Source organism: Bartonella sp. MR90HLJMH (assembly GCF_042194115.1).
GTDB lineage: Bacteria > Pseudomonadota > Alphaproteobacteria > Rhizobiales > Rhizobiaceae > Bartonella > Bartonella grahamii.
The window spans coordinates 157,585-172,889 of record NZ_JBHIMM010000003.1 but is presented as its reverse complement, the minus strand read 5'-3'; the positions used below and the strand labels follow the sequence as shown (position 1 = coordinate 172,889).

The window sequence follows — 15,305 nt, the reverse complement described above, 5'->3', positions numbered from 1 at the left end:
TCTCTCCAAAATTTCTCTATAATAATAACCTTTTGCTCGTTGAATTAAGAGCACTGAATGTAGAAAGTGTTTTTTATTTTAAACTTTTTTATTATGAAATATAAAAGGTAAATTATCCCACACAAAAGACTAATGTATTACGAAGAAGATGTATCTGAACAAGCCGGTGCTAGTGTTATATTTGCCATCTCTCAATGTTTCTACAACTCTTGGTACTTGAGAGGGGACATAAGAGGAATCTTTGGTCCTGTCTTTTACAGTTTTTATTCATATAACTCCCCCCACCTGTAACGTACAAACGAAAGATTTTGATTGATTCAACATGGAACAGATTTGAAATGAGAGAATCTTATGGAATTCAAGGTTCTAATTCAATATGAAAAACGATAGATTATCTTTATAAATCAACGCATTGTACCCCCCCCCTCACAAAGTGGTCGTGATAGACGAGAAGGAGGCAATATTGGGAAGGAATGAGAACGCTTATTCCTTTATAAGCGCAGTTCCACCGATTGTCATATTATTGATTCGAAGATGAGGTTGACCAACACCAACAGGGACATTTTGGCCAGCTTTTCCACAGAGACCGATACCATTATCAAGTTTACTATCATTACCAATCATTGTAATACGTTTCATAGCATCCGGTCCATTTCCAATAAGAGTTGCGCCTTTGATTGGTGCTACAATTTTACCATTTTCTACTCGGTATGCTTCAGTACATTCAAAGACGAATTTTCCAGAAGTAATATCAACTTGTCCTCCACCAAATGAAACAGCATAGATACCATGTTTGAGTGAAGAAAGGATTTCTTCAGGTGTTTTATCTCCTCCTAGCATGATTGTATTGGTCATTCGTGGCATTGGTGCATGAGCATAAGATTCACGCCGTCCATTCCCAGTTGATTTACTTCCCATAAGCCGTGCATTAAGCCTGTCTTGCATAAAACCAACGAGCTTTCCATTTTCAATGAGAACGTTATATCCTGAAGGGGTCCCCTCATCGTCGACAGTGAGAGAACCACGGCATTGTGGAATTGTTCCATCATCAACAACTGTAACACCTTTTGCCGCAACTTGTTGTCCTAAAAGTCCAGCAAAAGCGGATGTTTTTTTACGGTTAAAGTCACCTTCTAAACCATGACCTACGGCTTCATGGAGCATAACGCCAGGCCATCCATTGGCTAAGACAACATCAAAAGATCCTGCAGGTGCTGCTTCTGCTTCTAAATTTGTTAAAGCCATACGTAAGGCTTCATCCGCAGCTTTTTTCCAATTGTCTTCATGAATAAATTGGTCAAATGCTTGTCGCCCTCCACATCCATAAAAACCATTTTCACGTCGATTGCCTTCAGCTGCGACTACAGATATAGAAAGCCGCACAAGGGGACGAATATCACGAACCAAATAACCATCTGCACGTAAAATTTCAACATGTTGTAGCGAGCCGGAAAGAGAAGCAGTCACTTGATGCAATTTATCATTTTTAGCACGTAAATAGGCATCAATTTTTTGCAAAAGAGCACTTTTTTCTTCAAATGATGGAGCATCAAGGGGATTATGCGGTTGATAAAGTCTCTTGTTTGTTTGTTGAGGTGCTATGCTATAAGTCCCTGCATGATTATTATAGGTAATAGCTTTAGCTGCTTCACTGGCACGTTTGAGTGCAGCAGCTGATAATTCACTAGAATATGCATATCCGGTAGCTTCTCCAGCAACGACACGCAGACCAAATCCCATATCTTGATGGAAAGAGCCGTTTTTAAGCTGTCCATTATCAAATAAAAGAGCTTCGCTTTCTGTATACTCAAGGTAAAGCTCACCGTCATCAGCATGATGAAGCGTTTCTTGTACAAGTGATTGCACTTTAGAGGAAGTAATATCAAAATGATCAATCAGCGATTTCATAAGAATTATCCTATTTTTATGGGGACTTAGAAGATTTTTATTAATCTAATTTAAGAAGCTTTCAAAATATACGATGAGATTTTAATCGTATAAAGTGTATCGATTTCATTCATGTAGGTAAGGTTGCATAGGCGTCGCCAAGACCATGAAGGTCAACGAAACCTCCAATCCCTTGTTCAGGAGTTGTAAAAATAAAATAAGTTGCCATTTTTCCTTTTAAAAAGAGCTGCAATATGTCTTCTTTAAGAAAGGCTTCAGCAACACAATTATCACCAAGACAACGACGATATTCCATTCTGCCCATATTTTTATCGTCAATTTTAATTCCAACACCAGGACGTAATTCAACGCGAATCGGAACAAAAACACGCATCAAAGCACCTTGCTTTTTAGGAAGTTTATAAAATGTAACGCGCAAGGTAATATCATGACGACCTTGTGTATGAACGTTTTGTACAACTTCACACTGCATGTTAGGTGTACCTGGCGGTAGAGTACAAACTTTTGTCCATGCACCATAGGTTTGTGGAGCAGGGACATTTTGCGCATAGGGTGTTTGTGCAAATGCATGATTGATAAAACTACTATAAAGTGTGTAAAGAACAGCACCAATAAAAAAACTTTTTTTGAGTAATTTATGAAGTATCACAGAAAATCCTATCCGACTCAACACACACACAACCATGCATAGATTTACATAAAAAAATGAATTCCCCACATAAAAACTATAACACAAAATCAGTATTTACCCAAATATATTAATCCATAGGATATATTTTTATGATACATTTGTAATGTAGGAGAGAATGTTGATTGAAAAAATGTATTTTTGTTGCCAATATTTCCATCTATTTTTAGGGGATACGTGCGAACGAGGTATTTCATATTTTCTCAAAAATACGATTGGTCTTAATTGATCATTTCCATACGCTAGATAATATTTGTCAGATAATATTGGTTTGTGAATGACAGAAATGGAAAAGGGCTTTGAGCGGAATGTCAGTTTCAGGAGAGTTATCGGTTGTGAATGGTAAATCAACGCCACCAAAATCCGGTATTGGTGATTATATCACGTTATTAAAGCCACGTGTTATGTCTCTTGTGGTCTTTACGGCTCTGGTTGGTTTGCTTGTATCGCCTGTTCCTATCAATCCGTTGTATGGTTTTTTAGCGATTTTATGTATTGCTATCGGTGGTGGCGGTGCGGGAGCACTGAATATGTGGTATGATGCTGACATTGATGCCGTGATGGAACGGACCAAAAAGCGTCCTATTCCTATGGGTAAAATCAGTTCCCGAAAAGCATTTATTTTTGGCATGGTTCTTTCTATGCTTTCGGTATTGGTTATGGGGAGCTTCATTAATTGGTTTGCGGCATTTTTTCTTGCGTTTACGATTTTCTTTTATGTTGTTATCTATACAATTTGGTTAAAGCGTATCACACCACAAAATATTGTTATTGGTGGTGCTTCTGGGGCTTTTCCACCAATGATTGGATGGGCCGTGACAACAGGGACAGTGAGTATTGATAGCTTTTTATTATTTTTAATCATTTTTATGTGGACCCCCCCTCATTTTTGGTCTCTTTCTTTATTTTCATCTCTTGATTATGAGGCAGCAGGTATCCCTATGATGCCTAATGTACGAGGTGAACATTCAACAAAAAAACAGATTTTATTTTATACTATTTTGATGGCATTATGCGCAGCTGCTCCTTGCTTTACTGGTCTTGGTGGAATTTTTTATGGTATTTTTTCAACAATTTTAAGCATTATCTTTGTTTATTTTGCCTATCGTTTGTGGAAAGCTGATACACATAATGAAACTATTTTGATGGCAAAAAAACTGTTTTTCTTTTCATTACTTTATTTGGCAGCTATCTTTGGAGTTCTTTTGATTGAATCTCTTGTTTGGTATTTTATCGCTCTTTAGTCGCGTAAAATGAAAGAACAAATTTTAAAAGAGCTTTGTTGCAAGAACATATTGTAAGAAAACACGATAGAGTGTGTTCTTATGCAAAAGATGGTATTGCCAGTTTTTTTACATTGCTTATTCGTGTATAACGATAGGTTGTTTGAATATATAGCTAAAACTGTAGAGATTAAGGATGATTTATGTCTGGACTTCCCCCTTTAACGATACGTCTTTGTGGTCCACGTGGATTTTGTGCAGGGGTTGATCGTGCTATCCAGATTGTTCTCCTTGCATTAAAAAAATATGGTGTTCCAGTATATGTTCGTCATGAAATTGTACACAACCGCTACGTGGTTGAGGGATTACAACAACGGGGAGCCGTTTTTGTTGAAGAACTTGATGAGATTCCAGAAGAACATCGCAATCAACCGGTTGTTTTTTCTGCTCATGGTGTACCAAAATCTGTTTCAGAAGAAGCACGATGCTATAATTTGTTTTATCTCGATGCAACATGTCCGTTGGTCTCGAAAGTTCATAAACAAGCGATACGACATCAACGTCATGGTCGTCATGTTATATTGATTGGTCATGCTGGTCATCCTGAGGTGATAGGGACAATGGGACAGCTTGAAGAAGGGGCTGTGACGCTTATTGAAACGATAGAAGATGCTTTGCATTACCAACCCAATGATCCAGATAAATTAGGATTTGTTACACAAACAACGCTTTCTGTTGAAGATACTGCAGGAATTCTCGATATATTACAACAACGTTTCCCTACATTAGCGGCCCCAGCGGCTGAGTCAATTTGCTATGCTACAACGAATCGACAAGATGCGGTTAAGGCAGCAGCAAAGGGGAGTGATTTGTTTTTGATTGTTGGAGCGCCAAATTCTTCTAATTCACGACGTTTAGTAGAGGTTGCTGAAAAGTCTGGTGCGCGGCAAGCTATTTTAGTTCAGCGCGCTGATGAAATTAATTTTGAAAACCTAAAAGCTCTTTCTATTGTCAGTCTTTCAGCAGGGGCTTCGGCTCCTGAAATTATTATTGATGAAATTATTTCAGCGTTTCGTGAGCGTTATGATGTCACAATAGAATTAGCTGAAACAGCGGTAGAAACGGAAAAATTTTTAGTGAGTCGCGAATTACGTGACGTCATTTTAACGTCTCAAGATATGGCTTTCGTCAATGGTCAAGCAAATAATGCAAAAAATGAAAATCAGAATACAGACATGTCTACAACGAAAGCAGAATAATGGCCGTTTATACAGATATTCATTCAAATGATTTAAAAGTGTTTTTAACACGTTATGCAATAGGGTCACTTTTGTCTTATCAAGGTATAGAGGAGGGGATTGAAAATTCTAATTTTATGTTAGAGACAACACAAGGGCGATTTATTTTAACACTTTATGAAAAACGTATTTCAAAAGATGATTTACCTTTTTTTTGTCGCTTGATGCAGCATTTAGGACAGCGTGGAATTCCTTGTCCTCAACCTGTTATTCAAAATGATGGAATGATGATCTGTGAATTAGCAGGACGCCCTGCTGCTATTATTACTTTTCTGGAAGGAGAGTGGGTCCGCCAGCCCACTATAGATCATTGTGGTGAAGTGGGGACGGGGCTCGCACAATTACATTTAGCAGGACAGGATTTTACACTCAGTCGTAAAAATACTCTTTCTGTTATGGATTGGCAGGTATTGTGGCAACGTTGTCAAACAAAAGAAGATGCATTATTAAAAGAATTTGGACAAAAAATTGAGTTTGAATTGGCTTTTTTACAGGAAAATTGGCCGCTCAATTTACCAATAGGCATTATCCATGCAGATTTATTTAATGATAACGTCTTTTTTGTGAATCATCGTCTTTCTGGGATGATAGATTTCTATTTTGCTTGTAATGACTTTTTTGCTTATGATTTAGCGATTTGTTTAAATGCTTGGTGCTTTGAGCCTGATCATTCCTATAATCTGGCCAAAGCACGTAAGTTATTGGAAAATTATCAAAAAATAAGACCATTGATCCCTTTAGAATTGGACAAGATTGTTTTGTTAGCTCGTGGTGCGTCTTTACGTTTCTTACTCACACGTCTTTATGATTGGTTTAATACACCGCCTAATAGCTTTGTTATTAAGAAAGATCCATGGGAGTATTGGCACAAGCTTTGTTTTTTCAGTAATGTAAATTCGCTAAGTGAATTAGGTTTTTAAATTTTATGGCAACTCAACAAAAAGTCGTTGAAATTTATACAGATGGTGCTTGCTCAGGGAACCCTGGAATTGGAGGATGGGGAGCAATTTTACGCTGGAATGGTCATGAACGTGAGCTTTATGGCGGTAAGGTCCATACGACAAACAATCAAATGGAAATCATGGCGGCAATTTGTGCATTAAAGGCGCTTAAAGAGCCCTGTTTGGTCGACCTTTATACAGACTCAGTTTATGTGCGTAACGGTATATCTAAGTGGATTGAAGATTGGAAAAAGAATAATTGGCGCACCGCATCAAAAAAGCCTGTTAAAAATATGGAGCTATGGCAAGCTCTTGAGGATGCTTGTTCTTGTCATACAGTCAGATGGCACTGGGTAAAAGGGCATGCGGGACATCCAGAAAATGAACGCGCAGATGCCCTTGCTCGCAAAGCAATTACTCAATATCGCGAAAATGGACATTTTACAGCATAATTGCTGTTTGATAGCTTTTTTCTTTTATTACGGAGTCACAAGAGGGGTTGGCTGCGTATGGAATATGAATGTTCCACTTAAGGCGTAATCTTTAAAAGAAACTGTATAAAAAATTTTTTGGTTTATTTCTTCTGGAGCGAAATAGAGTGGAGCACTGAAGAGTGTATATTCTGCGTTATCACTGACTTTTTTTGCTGCTCCAATTTGCATTTCTCCTCCATCTAAAAAGAGAGAGGAAGGAGTGGTTTTGTTGTTATTTTGTATTTTTATAAGAAGGGTACTGTTATTTTTTTCGGCACTTATTTTTAGTGCATTCTGCATCATGCGGGGCAAAGAATCTTGGGCATTTTTTAAGAAGGAAGCAGGAAGATGTTTATTTTTAAGAGCAGATGGCGAAAAATCAAAGTTAACAGTAAATGGAAGACAGATTTTATTACATAATCCAAGAGTGAAAGCACCACTTAAATTTTTGCTTGAACCAGAAAGATTGAAGGGCAATATTACTTTATCTTTATAGCCTAATGACCAATCATTTTCTGTTTCAAAAAGCTGTGGGGTAGGATAAAAGATTTCATAAGAAACCTGTTGGTTGAAATTAAAAAACGGTGCCATGCCAGAATTACCTGGATTACGCCAGTAAGTTTTCCATCCTGGTTTAAGCACAATCTCAATAATGCCTTCTCTTATTCCAGAAAGAGAAGGTTCGGTGATCGCTAATCGGATACGACCACCATCTGATTCATACCAAGATGTTGCGAAAAGCTGGAGTTTTTGTCCTTTTTGAGCATTTACAGGAATGTTAAGTAATTCTAAAACTATGAATGTTAAGCTTAAAGTAACTAAAAGATTTTTATAAAAGAAAGTTGCGATATTTTGTAAATTTGTAAATATATGACTTTTTTTCATTGGAGTTTTATTTTCCTAGTGTACTAAATGAACAAACTTTTATCATGTAAATTATGGAGAATAACAAATTAATGAAGCGGTGTAATGGCTTTTTAGGTGGACAATTACTCATAGCAATGCCTGGGATGAATGACAAACGCTTTATTCGTTCTGTTATTTACATTTGCGCGCATTCTGATGCCGGTGCGATGGGCATTATTCTCAATCAATTGCATCATATTGATTTTCCAGAGCTTTTGCTTCACTTGGGAGTCATAGACAGTGGCCAAAAAAAAAGTCTTTCTGAACCAATAAAACAGTTTCCAGTTCGCTATGGTGGTCCTGTTGATCCTTCGCGTGGTTTTGTCCTTCATTCAGATGATTATGCTTGTGAAGAAACTGTTTTTATTGCAGATAAGGTCTGTTTTACTGCGACAATTGATATATTAAAAGCGATCAGTTGCGAACAAGGTCCGCAACATGCACTGGTAGCATTAGGTTATGCTGGATGGAAAGCGGGGCAACTTGAGGCAGAAATTTCTACAAATGGTTGGCTAATCAGTTCTACATCACCTAGTTTTCTTTTTGAAAGCGATTTAAGCTGCAAGTATGATAAAAGTTTAACACGCATGGGTATCGATCCAACTTATCTTGCTTCTGAAATGGGACATGCATAGAGTTTTTTCTAAGCTTTTTAACTTTACACGTTATTTTATCCCTTATGTTTTTACTTTATAAGGGAAATGGCTCTGAACGAGCGTAATTAATTCTTCTATGGCAATCGGTTTCGTTACAAGTGTGCTTTGAACATATTTACAGCCTTCTTGACGGAGGAAGATCGCTTCTTTTTCATTTTCAACACCTTCTGCGATAATTTGCAAATTAAGATCTGTTGCCATATTAATGATAGACTTGAGAACAATTTTCTTCTTAAGGGAGTCGATTGAAATAAGTGAACGATCAAGTTTAACCATATCAAATGGATAACGTACGAGATAGGTCAGAGACGAATAACCTGTTCCAAAATTATCGAGTGCGAGATTCATTCCAAGTGTTTTAATTTGTTCGAGAAAGTGCGCTGATTGTTCAGGATTATTTCTTAAGACAAATTCAGATATTTCAATCATCAAACGTCCTTTGTGGAGCGGATGACGAAGCAAAGCGGCGCGCAATTGACTGATAAAACGAGGATGAATCATTTCTGCGCTTGGTAAATTAATTGAAATAAAGAAAGATTGTTGGGAAAACTTTTCTTGTACATTTATAAGATCGATAATGGCATTATCGATGATAAATTGTGACAAATTCATAACAATTTGTTCGTTTTCTACGATTTTTATGAAATCAGAGACATTTAAATTTCCATAAGTGGGATGATGCCATTCTACAATTGTTTCAAAACCAATAATATGTCCGTCTGATAAATTAAGAATAGGATGGTAGAGGATTTTTATCTCATTACGTTTTATGGCATAATGAACATCTTTCTCCAGAGTATTATGTTCGAGACCCAAAGTGCGAAAATTAGGACGAAAAGGTTCAATATGGTTTCCACCCATTTGTTTTGCACGAATCATCGCTAATTCACTATCATTAAAAATATCTTTAGCCGTCGATCGGCTTTCACTCCATGTAACCAATCCGATAGACGTTGAAAGGATTATTTTGTTTTCTGAAAGTGAAATAGGTGCTGAAATTGTTTTGTGCAAATGATCTGCAAATGCTGCAATTTTTTGTGGTTCAGTTTCACTGAGTAAAATAATTGCAAAGCGGTCTGCTGAAAGGCGCGATAAGGTGTCTTGAAAATTAATGAGACGGTTTAAACGACGTGCGATTATAAGCAGTACAGTATCCCCAACTGCTATGCCTAATTTGCGATTAATTTGGCGAAAATTGTCAAAATCAATCATAAAGACAGTCGGTCTAATTTTGATATTTGCTTTCGCCAAAGAGGTATAATTTTGTAGTCTATCGAAGAAAATTTGTTGGTTAGGAAGGCCGGTTAAGCTGTCGTGGATTGCATCATGCAATAAGCGTTCTTCGGATTTTTTGTGGTTAGTAATATTGACAATGGTTCCAATGACACGTGTGATTTTCCCATCTTTTTGCATAGCCGGACGTGCACGAAGAGAAAACCAATGATAATAACCACCACCGGAAGAAAGCCGAAAAATTTGATCAATGCGCCCTTTTTTATTTTTAAGAATGATATCTAATACGGCTTGAAAGCGTTCACGATCATCATGGTGCAAGGCTGAAATCCAGTTGCGCATAGGTCCATTGAGGTTATGAATTTCAGTACCAAAAAGGGTTGCCATGTTTGGATGTACAACAATACGGTCACGCTCAATATTCCAATCCCAAATAATATTTCCAGCTCCCTTTGCTGCGAGTACTTGTTGTTCAAGATCGGAAAATATTCCTTCATGGAAAGCGTCATTAGAAAAAGTTTGTTGCAGGACAGTAAAGCTGATGAGAAGAACAATGAGCACTAATCCTCCCGCTAATGCTGGCTGGATAATATCATTGTTTAAATATCCAGCTATGCAGGCATAGGCTCCAACACACCAAAAGCTAATGAGCAACCATGTTGGGATAAGCATAATGGCGCGGTCATAGCTTCTGATTGAGAAATAGATGATTAATATTATACCAAGCACAGCGGTAAGACCAAAAGACAAACGCGCAATTCCAGCTGCTCTGATTGGATCATAAATAGCAAAGGCTCCTAGACTGCAAAAGGCAATGGTCCAAGCGATAGCACCGTAACTAAAATGATAATGCCAGCGGTTAAGGCTGAGATAGGTAAAAAGAAAAATGAAGAGTGTAGCAGTAAGTGCTACTTCTGTACCAGCACGCCAGATTGGTTGTGTTGTGAGTGTAACTGCAAAGAATTTATTTAAAAAGTTGAAGTCAATACCAATATAAAAAAGCACAGCCCAAGCAACAGCTGCTGTTGCAGGAAACAGCCCTGTTCCACGGACGACGAAGAGAACAGTTAACAAAAGCGCTAAGAGACCAGATATACCAAGAAGAATACCATGATAAAGCGTATAAGAATTAATTGCATCTTTATAAGCTTCAGGTTGCCATAAATAGATTTGCGGTAGATTTGCAGAGTTAAGTTCGGCCACAAATGTAACAACAGCACCAGGGTTAAGGGTAATACGAAAGATGTCAGAGTTTGCACTAAGTTGACGATCGAGGGAAAACCCTTCGCTTGGCGTTATGGATTGAATCCTTTCTGATCCAAGATCTGGCCAAAAAAATCCAGAACGCGCCATGCGGTAATGGGGGGCAACGATGAGACGATCGACTTGTTCATCTGTTGGATTTGCAAGAGAAAAGACTGCCCAATTTCCGGAAAATTTTTCATTTTTTGCCTGCACTTCAATACGCCATACAATACCATCTGGTCCTGGCGCTGTACTTGTTTGAAAAATAGAGCTGTTTGTATGGTGAATTTCAATTGCTTTTGAGAGATCAAGAGCAGCATCCTGAGAAGAAATTTTAACTGGCTCAATTGCTTGTACTGATGTAAGATGGACAAGAAAACTAACGACTACAATGAAAATGATATCAATTATTTTACGCAAACTCTTCACAATGTCCCACTCTCAATATTTTAGGATGTTTAATTTTCATTTCGATTTTTGAGAAAAAACGTCCACCTTTTATAATTTATTTACATAATAAATTGTTATCACTTTTTCTTAAGTTATGTGGTTTTGTATACAAATAGACCACATGTCCATTTGCTTCAATGGAACTTGAAGCGAATGAAGTTTTATATGTTAAAAGGGCAAAGTTAAACCATGAATTTCCAGATTTCATGGATATACCTTCACTCATTAGAATCTTTATCACATGAAGTATGAATTGGGTAGTTTTGTACGCTTCTTTGCCCAATATTTCCAAAACTTATTTAATGAGAAGAGCTTTTGTGGTAAATTTTACGATAAAATATGTGTATGTTATTGTGATGCTGTTTTGAAAAGAAGTTTTTTACTTTAGCTTGTATGAAAGAGTTGACGTTAAATCATCAAAATTTATGAGGGGTCCTACAGGTCCGACAGCAGTTAGTGTTGGAGTGGAATTTGTAAAAAGACGATGTGCTAAATCAGTTAATCTTTTAGGAGTGATGAGATTGAGGCGTTCAATTGTTTCCGATATTGGAATTGGTCGACCATAAAGGAGTATTTGGCGAGCAATGAGATGTGCTTGACTAGAGGGATTTTCCTGTGACATTGTCAGATTCGCACGATATTGCGTTTGTGCTCGTTGCAGTTCATTGGCGTGAATGTTTTTACTGACCTTGGAAAGTTCATCAAGAATCACGGGAATAAGTTCTTTGAGCCCTTCTTGTCCGGTAGCTGCGTGAACACCAAAAAGACCAGTATCTGAAAATCCCCAATGAAAAGCATAAATAGAATAGCATAATCCACGTTTCTCTCTTACCTCTTGAAAAAGACGTGAAGACATACCACCACCAAGAATGATTGAAAGAATTTGGGCCGCATAAAAATCACGCGCGTGATAAGCACGCCCTTCAAACCCCAGAACAACTTGTGTATCCATTAAATCGCGATATTCACGAAAGTCGCCACCAACATAATTTGCAAGATTAGTAAGAGGTGCGGTTGAATGGGAGCGAAAAGTACCAAGACGACTTTCAACTTCTCGCAAGAAACTTTCGTGTTTTACAGCTCCTGCAGCAACGACAATCATACGATCTGCACTATATTGTTTATTGATGAAATCATGGAGATCAGTAGATGTAAATGATTGGATAGTTTTAGCTGTTCCTAAAATAGAGCGTCCAAGGGATTGATGACGAAAGGCTGTTTCTGTAAAGTGATCAAAAACAATATCATCAGGAGTGTCATGAGCGGCACCAATTTCCTGAAATATTACTTGTTTTTCTCGTTCTAGTTCATTGTCGTCAAATTTTGAATGCATTAAAATATCGGCTAAAATGTCTATAGCAAGTGGGATATCGCTTTTAAGTACACGTGCAAAGTAAGCTGTTGTTTCAATACTGGTGGTGGCATTGATTTCACCGCCAACATCTTCAATATCGGTTGCAATTTGAAAAGCAGTGCGGTTTTCGGTTCCTTTAAAAGCCATATGCTCAAGAAGATGAGCAATACCATGCTGTGTGGAGGTTTCATTGCGTGAGCCCACTTTAACCCATATTCCGAGGGCAACACTATCAATTTGTTGCATTGTATGTGTGGCGATAGTCAAGCCATTACTAAGGCGACATATATCTACATCCATGTATTTACAACTCCATTAAATAAGTTAAATACCTCATTGTAAGGGTATTAGAATATTCTTGATTTAAGTTAATGCAGCTAACTTTAATAAGATGCATGCGATTTTAAAGAGATATAATCTTTTACTATTTTTTCATCATTAGCAAGACTTATAAAGTGTTCTTTGCGTTTCATTACATCATTGAGATGAGATGGCCATGGGGCATGAAGTCCACAAGCACTTTTAATAGTATCAGGAAATTTAGCTGGATGAGCCGTGGCAAGGACGATCATTGGAATATGCGGTTTTTTGTTTTTACGCGCTACTTGAAGAGCGACGGCTGTATGTGGATCAACAAGATAGCCACTTTCCTTATAGACACTATTAATTGTTTGAGCTGTTGCAGCCATGTTGCTTTTCCCAGCAGAAAATAGGGAACGAATATTTTTGAGTTGCTTTTCATCAAGAGTAAAACGTCCTGATTGTTTCAAGTTGTCCATTGCATTGCGAATCCACATTGGATCACGATTACCACTTTCAAAGAGCAAACGTTCAAAATTAGAAGAGACCTGAATATCCATAGAAGGTGATGTTGTATGGACTATTGGTTGTGTTTCGTAAGTACCGCTGGTCAATGTACGTGCAAGGATGTCGTTATCATTCGTTGCGATGACCAGTTGAGCAATGGGTAATCCCATACGGGCTGCAACATAACCTGCAAAAATATCACCAAAATTTCCAGTAGGAACAGTAAATGAAACAGCTCTATCAGGAGCCCCTAAGGAAAGTGCAGATGAAAAATAGTAAACAATTTGCGCCATGATGCGCGCCCAATTTATAGAGTTAACACCTGAAAGCGCTCTTTTTTTACGAAAATTGTGGTCATTAAACATTGCTTTGACAAGAGCTTGGCAATCATCAAAATTTCCTTCAATGGCAATGGCATGAACATTTGAACATTGATTGGTTGTCATTTGCCGTTGTTGAACAGGTGATACACGTCCTTTAGGAAATAAAATAAAAATATCTGAGTGTTCTTTTCCAGCAAAAGCTTGTATCGCAGCCCCTCCTGTATCACCTGATGTTGCAGCAATAATCGTTGCACATCTATTTTTTTCAGTCAAAACATAATCCATCAGTCGAGAAAGAAACTGCATTGCGACATCTTTAAAAGCTAAAGTAGGACCATGAAAGAGTTCAAGGATAAATTCATCTGCTCCAGTTTGTCGTAACGGACAGATTGCTGGATGGTGAAAGGTTGCATAAGATTCAGCGATCATATTTTCAAAAGCTGTATATTCGATTTCGTTATTCACAAAGGGCCACAGAATAGTTTTAGCAATTGTTGTATAGGACTGACCACGAAGTGCTCGTAACGCATCAAATGATAGCTGAGGAAATTTATCTGGCAGATAAAGTCCCCCATCAATTGCCAATCCTGTCATGATCGTTTCCGTAAAGCTTAAAGCAGGAGCTTCACCTCTCGTGCTGATATATTCCATACGTTTTATCCTTTTTTTATTTCTGGCAAATTGGTGAAGTTATTTATTTCACGTTTTTCATAATATTTAAATTATTAAATGGATAGAGTTTTTAACTCAATAATGAAAGGAAATATTCTTAAGCATTTTTATTTTTGAGATATAAACGTCAAATGTTCACAGAAAATCTGTTAAAGTCGAAAATTTTCCCTCTATTATTCATTTACTTAAATTTTACAACGTATCTTCACTTGTGCATCTTCTTAAATAATAAAATCAAATAGATAGAATGGTATTTATTGAAGAACTTTTTTTTGTAAAACTCAATCATTTATAGTTATTTTATGCTCTTATACTTTGTAACAATTAAATCTGCTAAAATGAATATTGAAATGATACAGATCAAAATTCACACTGGAAGATTTGTAAGGTAATTTTATGGCATTGCGTGCGCAAATCTATACTTTGAATAATTTTTGTTTAGCTTAATTATTATTATAGATATTATATTTGTTCTATACAGTATGGTAACCTAACTTTTATCCATAGAAAACATACGACAGCCTGCTAAATGATGTGAAGCAGGCTGTAAAATATTCTTATTTTAAATAGAAAAAATAACTGAGTATCTTTGAATTATTTGCCTTTAAGTTTTCCTATTGCCCATCCGATTATCCCGCTAAATATGGCCATAATAGATCCAGTCAAGAATCCAAAACCCAAAGCTCCTGCTGTAGAAAAAACTCCTAACGTAATTGGTTCAAACACTTTCTCAAATTTTCCTTCAATGGCAGTTTCACTTTTTGCTCCATGAGTGAAACTTGGTACATAAAGAGTAGCTATATTGATAGCTTTTTTCTTTCCTTGTTCTATTAGAGAGACAGTTTCCCATTGAAAATCATTTTTCAAATGATTGGCATGAACATTTATAACTTGTGAAAGCAAAAAAGAAACTGCTATAAAAATATTTAATACGTAAGTTTTCAATACTTTAATCATAATTTATCACCAATACTTTTACTTTTATTTTACTCTGAATTGAATAGATGCATCGGCAGAATTAGTGCACATTAAGAGAAACAGAAGCATTTAAAGCTTTTTCATTCTTAATGTGCACTAATTCATTAGTTTTTTGTCATCAACAATGGATAAATACAGAATATATCCATA

12 protein-coding genes are annotated in these 15,305 nt (G+C 36.9%); 5 read left to right on the top strand and 7 right to left on the bottom strand.

Annotated elements, in window-relative coordinates:
• Positions 1–483 precede the first annotated feature (483 nt).
• Together tldD and ACFIJ9_RS03235 are read right to left on the bottom strand one after the other, a co-directional pair.
• On the bottom strand, positions 484–1,908 hold the full coding sequence (gene tldD / locus ACFIJ9_RS03240; protein WP_375635770.1) for a metalloprotease TldD: 1,425 nt from the start codon (positions 1,906–1,908) through the stop codon (positions 484–486).
• A gap of 109 nt (positions 1,909–2,017) precedes the next feature.
• A complete protein-coding gene (locus ACFIJ9_RS03235; RefSeq protein WP_375635769.1) occupies positions 2,018–2,593 on the bottom strand; it encodes an invasion associated locus B family protein in 576 nt (191 codons plus the stop codon).
• A gap of 311 nt (positions 2,594–2,904) precedes the next feature.
• On the opposite strand from ACFIJ9_RS03235, the gene cyoE reads away from it, so the two are divergent.
• The 4 genes from cyoE to rnhA all read left to right on the top strand — a co-directional run bounded on the left by cyoE (position 2,905) and on the right by rnhA (position 6,510).
• A complete protein-coding gene (cyoE, locus tag ACFIJ9_RS03230; RefSeq protein ID WP_375635768.1) occupies positions 2,905–3,840 on the top strand; it encodes a heme o synthase in 936 nt (311 codons plus the stop codon).
• Positions 3,841–4,022: 182 nt separating this feature from the next.
• On the top strand, positions 4,023–5,078 hold the full coding sequence (gene ispH, locus ACFIJ9_RS03225) for a 4-hydroxy-3-methylbut-2-enyl diphosphate reductase (protein ID WP_375635767.1): 1,056 nt from the start codon (positions 4,023–4,025) through the stop codon (positions 5,076–5,078).
• Complete coding sequence (locus ACFIJ9_RS03220) at positions 5,078–6,037, top strand: homoserine kinase (protein ID WP_375635766.1); 960 nt, start codon at positions 5,078–5,080, stop codon at positions 6,035–6,037. Before ispH ends, ACFIJ9_RS03220 begins: the two co-directional genes overlap by 1 nt.
• 5 nt (positions 6,038–6,042) lie before the next feature.
• On the top strand, positions 6,043–6,510 hold the full coding sequence (gene rnhA, locus ACFIJ9_RS03215) for a ribonuclease HI (protein ID WP_375635765.1): 468 nt from the start codon (positions 6,043–6,045) through the stop codon (positions 6,508–6,510).
• A gap of 27 nt (positions 6,511–6,537) precedes the next feature.
• Here the strand turns inward: rnhA and ACFIJ9_RS03210 are convergent, their stop codons facing one another.
• Positions 6,538–7,416: a protein-disulfide reductase DsbD domain-containing protein gene (locus ACFIJ9_RS03210; RefSeq protein ID WP_375635764.1), complete on the bottom strand. Its 879-nt coding sequence runs from the start codon at positions 7,414–7,416 to the stop codon at positions 6,538–6,540.
• Positions 7,417–7,487: 71 nt separating this feature from the next.
• Between ACFIJ9_RS03210 and ACFIJ9_RS03205 the strand changes: the two genes are divergently transcribed.
• Positions 7,488–8,072 carry a YqgE/AlgH family protein gene (locus tag ACFIJ9_RS03205; RefSeq protein ID WP_012754832.1) on the top strand — a complete coding sequence of 195 codons (585 nt, stop codon included), beginning with the start codon at positions 7,488–7,490 and terminating at the stop codon, positions 8,070–8,072.
• A 42-nt stretch (positions 8,073–8,114) separates the two neighbouring features.
• Here ACFIJ9_RS03205 and ACFIJ9_RS03200 read toward each other — a convergent pair whose 3' ends face one another.
• The 4 genes from ACFIJ9_RS03200 to ACFIJ9_RS03185 form a co-directional block, all read right to left on the bottom strand.
• On the bottom strand, positions 8,115–11,000 hold the full coding sequence (locus ACFIJ9_RS03200; protein WP_375635763.1) for an EAL domain-containing protein: 2,886 nt from the start codon (positions 10,998–11,000) through the stop codon (positions 8,115–8,117).
• Positions 11,001–11,400: 400 nt separating this feature from the next.
• A complete protein-coding gene (locus ACFIJ9_RS03195; RefSeq protein WP_375635762.1) occupies positions 11,401–12,675 on the bottom strand; it encodes a M16 family metallopeptidase in 1,275 nt (424 codons plus the stop codon).
• A gap of 83 nt (positions 12,676–12,758) precedes the next feature.
• A complete protein-coding gene (gene thrC, locus ACFIJ9_RS03190) occupies positions 12,759–14,156 on the bottom strand; it encodes a threonine synthase (protein WP_375635761.1) in 1,398 nt (465 codons plus the stop codon).
• 615 nt (positions 14,157–14,771) lie between these two features.
• Positions 14,772–15,134, bottom strand: coding sequence for a hypothetical protein (locus ACFIJ9_RS03185; RefSeq protein WP_375635760.1), 363 nt, complete (start codon positions 15,132–15,134; stop codon positions 14,772–14,774).
• Positions 15,135–15,305: the final 171 nt, after the last annotated feature.

What these genes read in the sequence shown, in the direction of transcription:
- ACFIJ9_RS03210 (WP_375635764.1), bottom strand. Translation starts at nt 7,416, where the DNA reads ATGAAAAAAAGTCATATATTTACAAATTTACAAAATATCGCAACTTTC.
- ACFIJ9_RS03220 (WP_375635766.1), top strand. Translation starts at nt 5,078, where the DNA reads ATGGCCGTTTATACAGATATTCATTCAAATGATTTAAAAGTGTTTTTA.
- ispH (WP_375635767.1), top strand. Translation starts at nt 4,023, where the DNA reads ATGTCTGGACTTCCCCCTTTAACGATACGTCTTTGTGGTCCACGTGGA.
- ACFIJ9_RS03185 (WP_375635760.1), bottom strand. Translation starts at nt 15,134, where the DNA reads ATGATTAAAGTATTGAAAACTTACGTATTAAATATTTTTATAGCAGTT.
- tldD (WP_375635770.1), bottom strand. Translation starts at nt 1,908, where the DNA reads ATGAAATCGCTGATTGATCATTTTGATATTACTTCCTCTAAAGTGCAA.
- ACFIJ9_RS03235 (WP_375635769.1), bottom strand. Translation starts at nt 2,593, where the DNA reads ATGGTTGTGTGTGTGTTGAGTCGGATAGGATTTTCTGTGATACTTCAT.
- thrC (WP_375635761.1), bottom strand. Translation starts at nt 14,156, where the DNA reads ATGGAATATATCAGCACGAGAGGTGAAGCTCCTGCTTTAAGCTTTACG.
- ACFIJ9_RS03205 (WP_012754832.1), top strand. Translation starts at nt 7,488, where the DNA reads ATGAAGCGGTGTAATGGCTTTTTAGGTGGACAATTACTCATAGCAATG.
- rnhA (WP_375635765.1), top strand. Translation starts at nt 6,043, where the DNA reads ATGGCAACTCAACAAAAAGTCGTTGAAATTTATACAGATGGTGCTTGC.
- ACFIJ9_RS03195 (WP_375635762.1), bottom strand. Translation starts at nt 12,675, where the DNA reads ATGGATGTAGATATATGTCGCCTTAGTAATGGCTTGACTATCGCCACA.
- cyoE (WP_375635768.1), top strand. Translation starts at nt 2,905, where the DNA reads ATGTCAGTTTCAGGAGAGTTATCGGTTGTGAATGGTAAATCAACGCCA.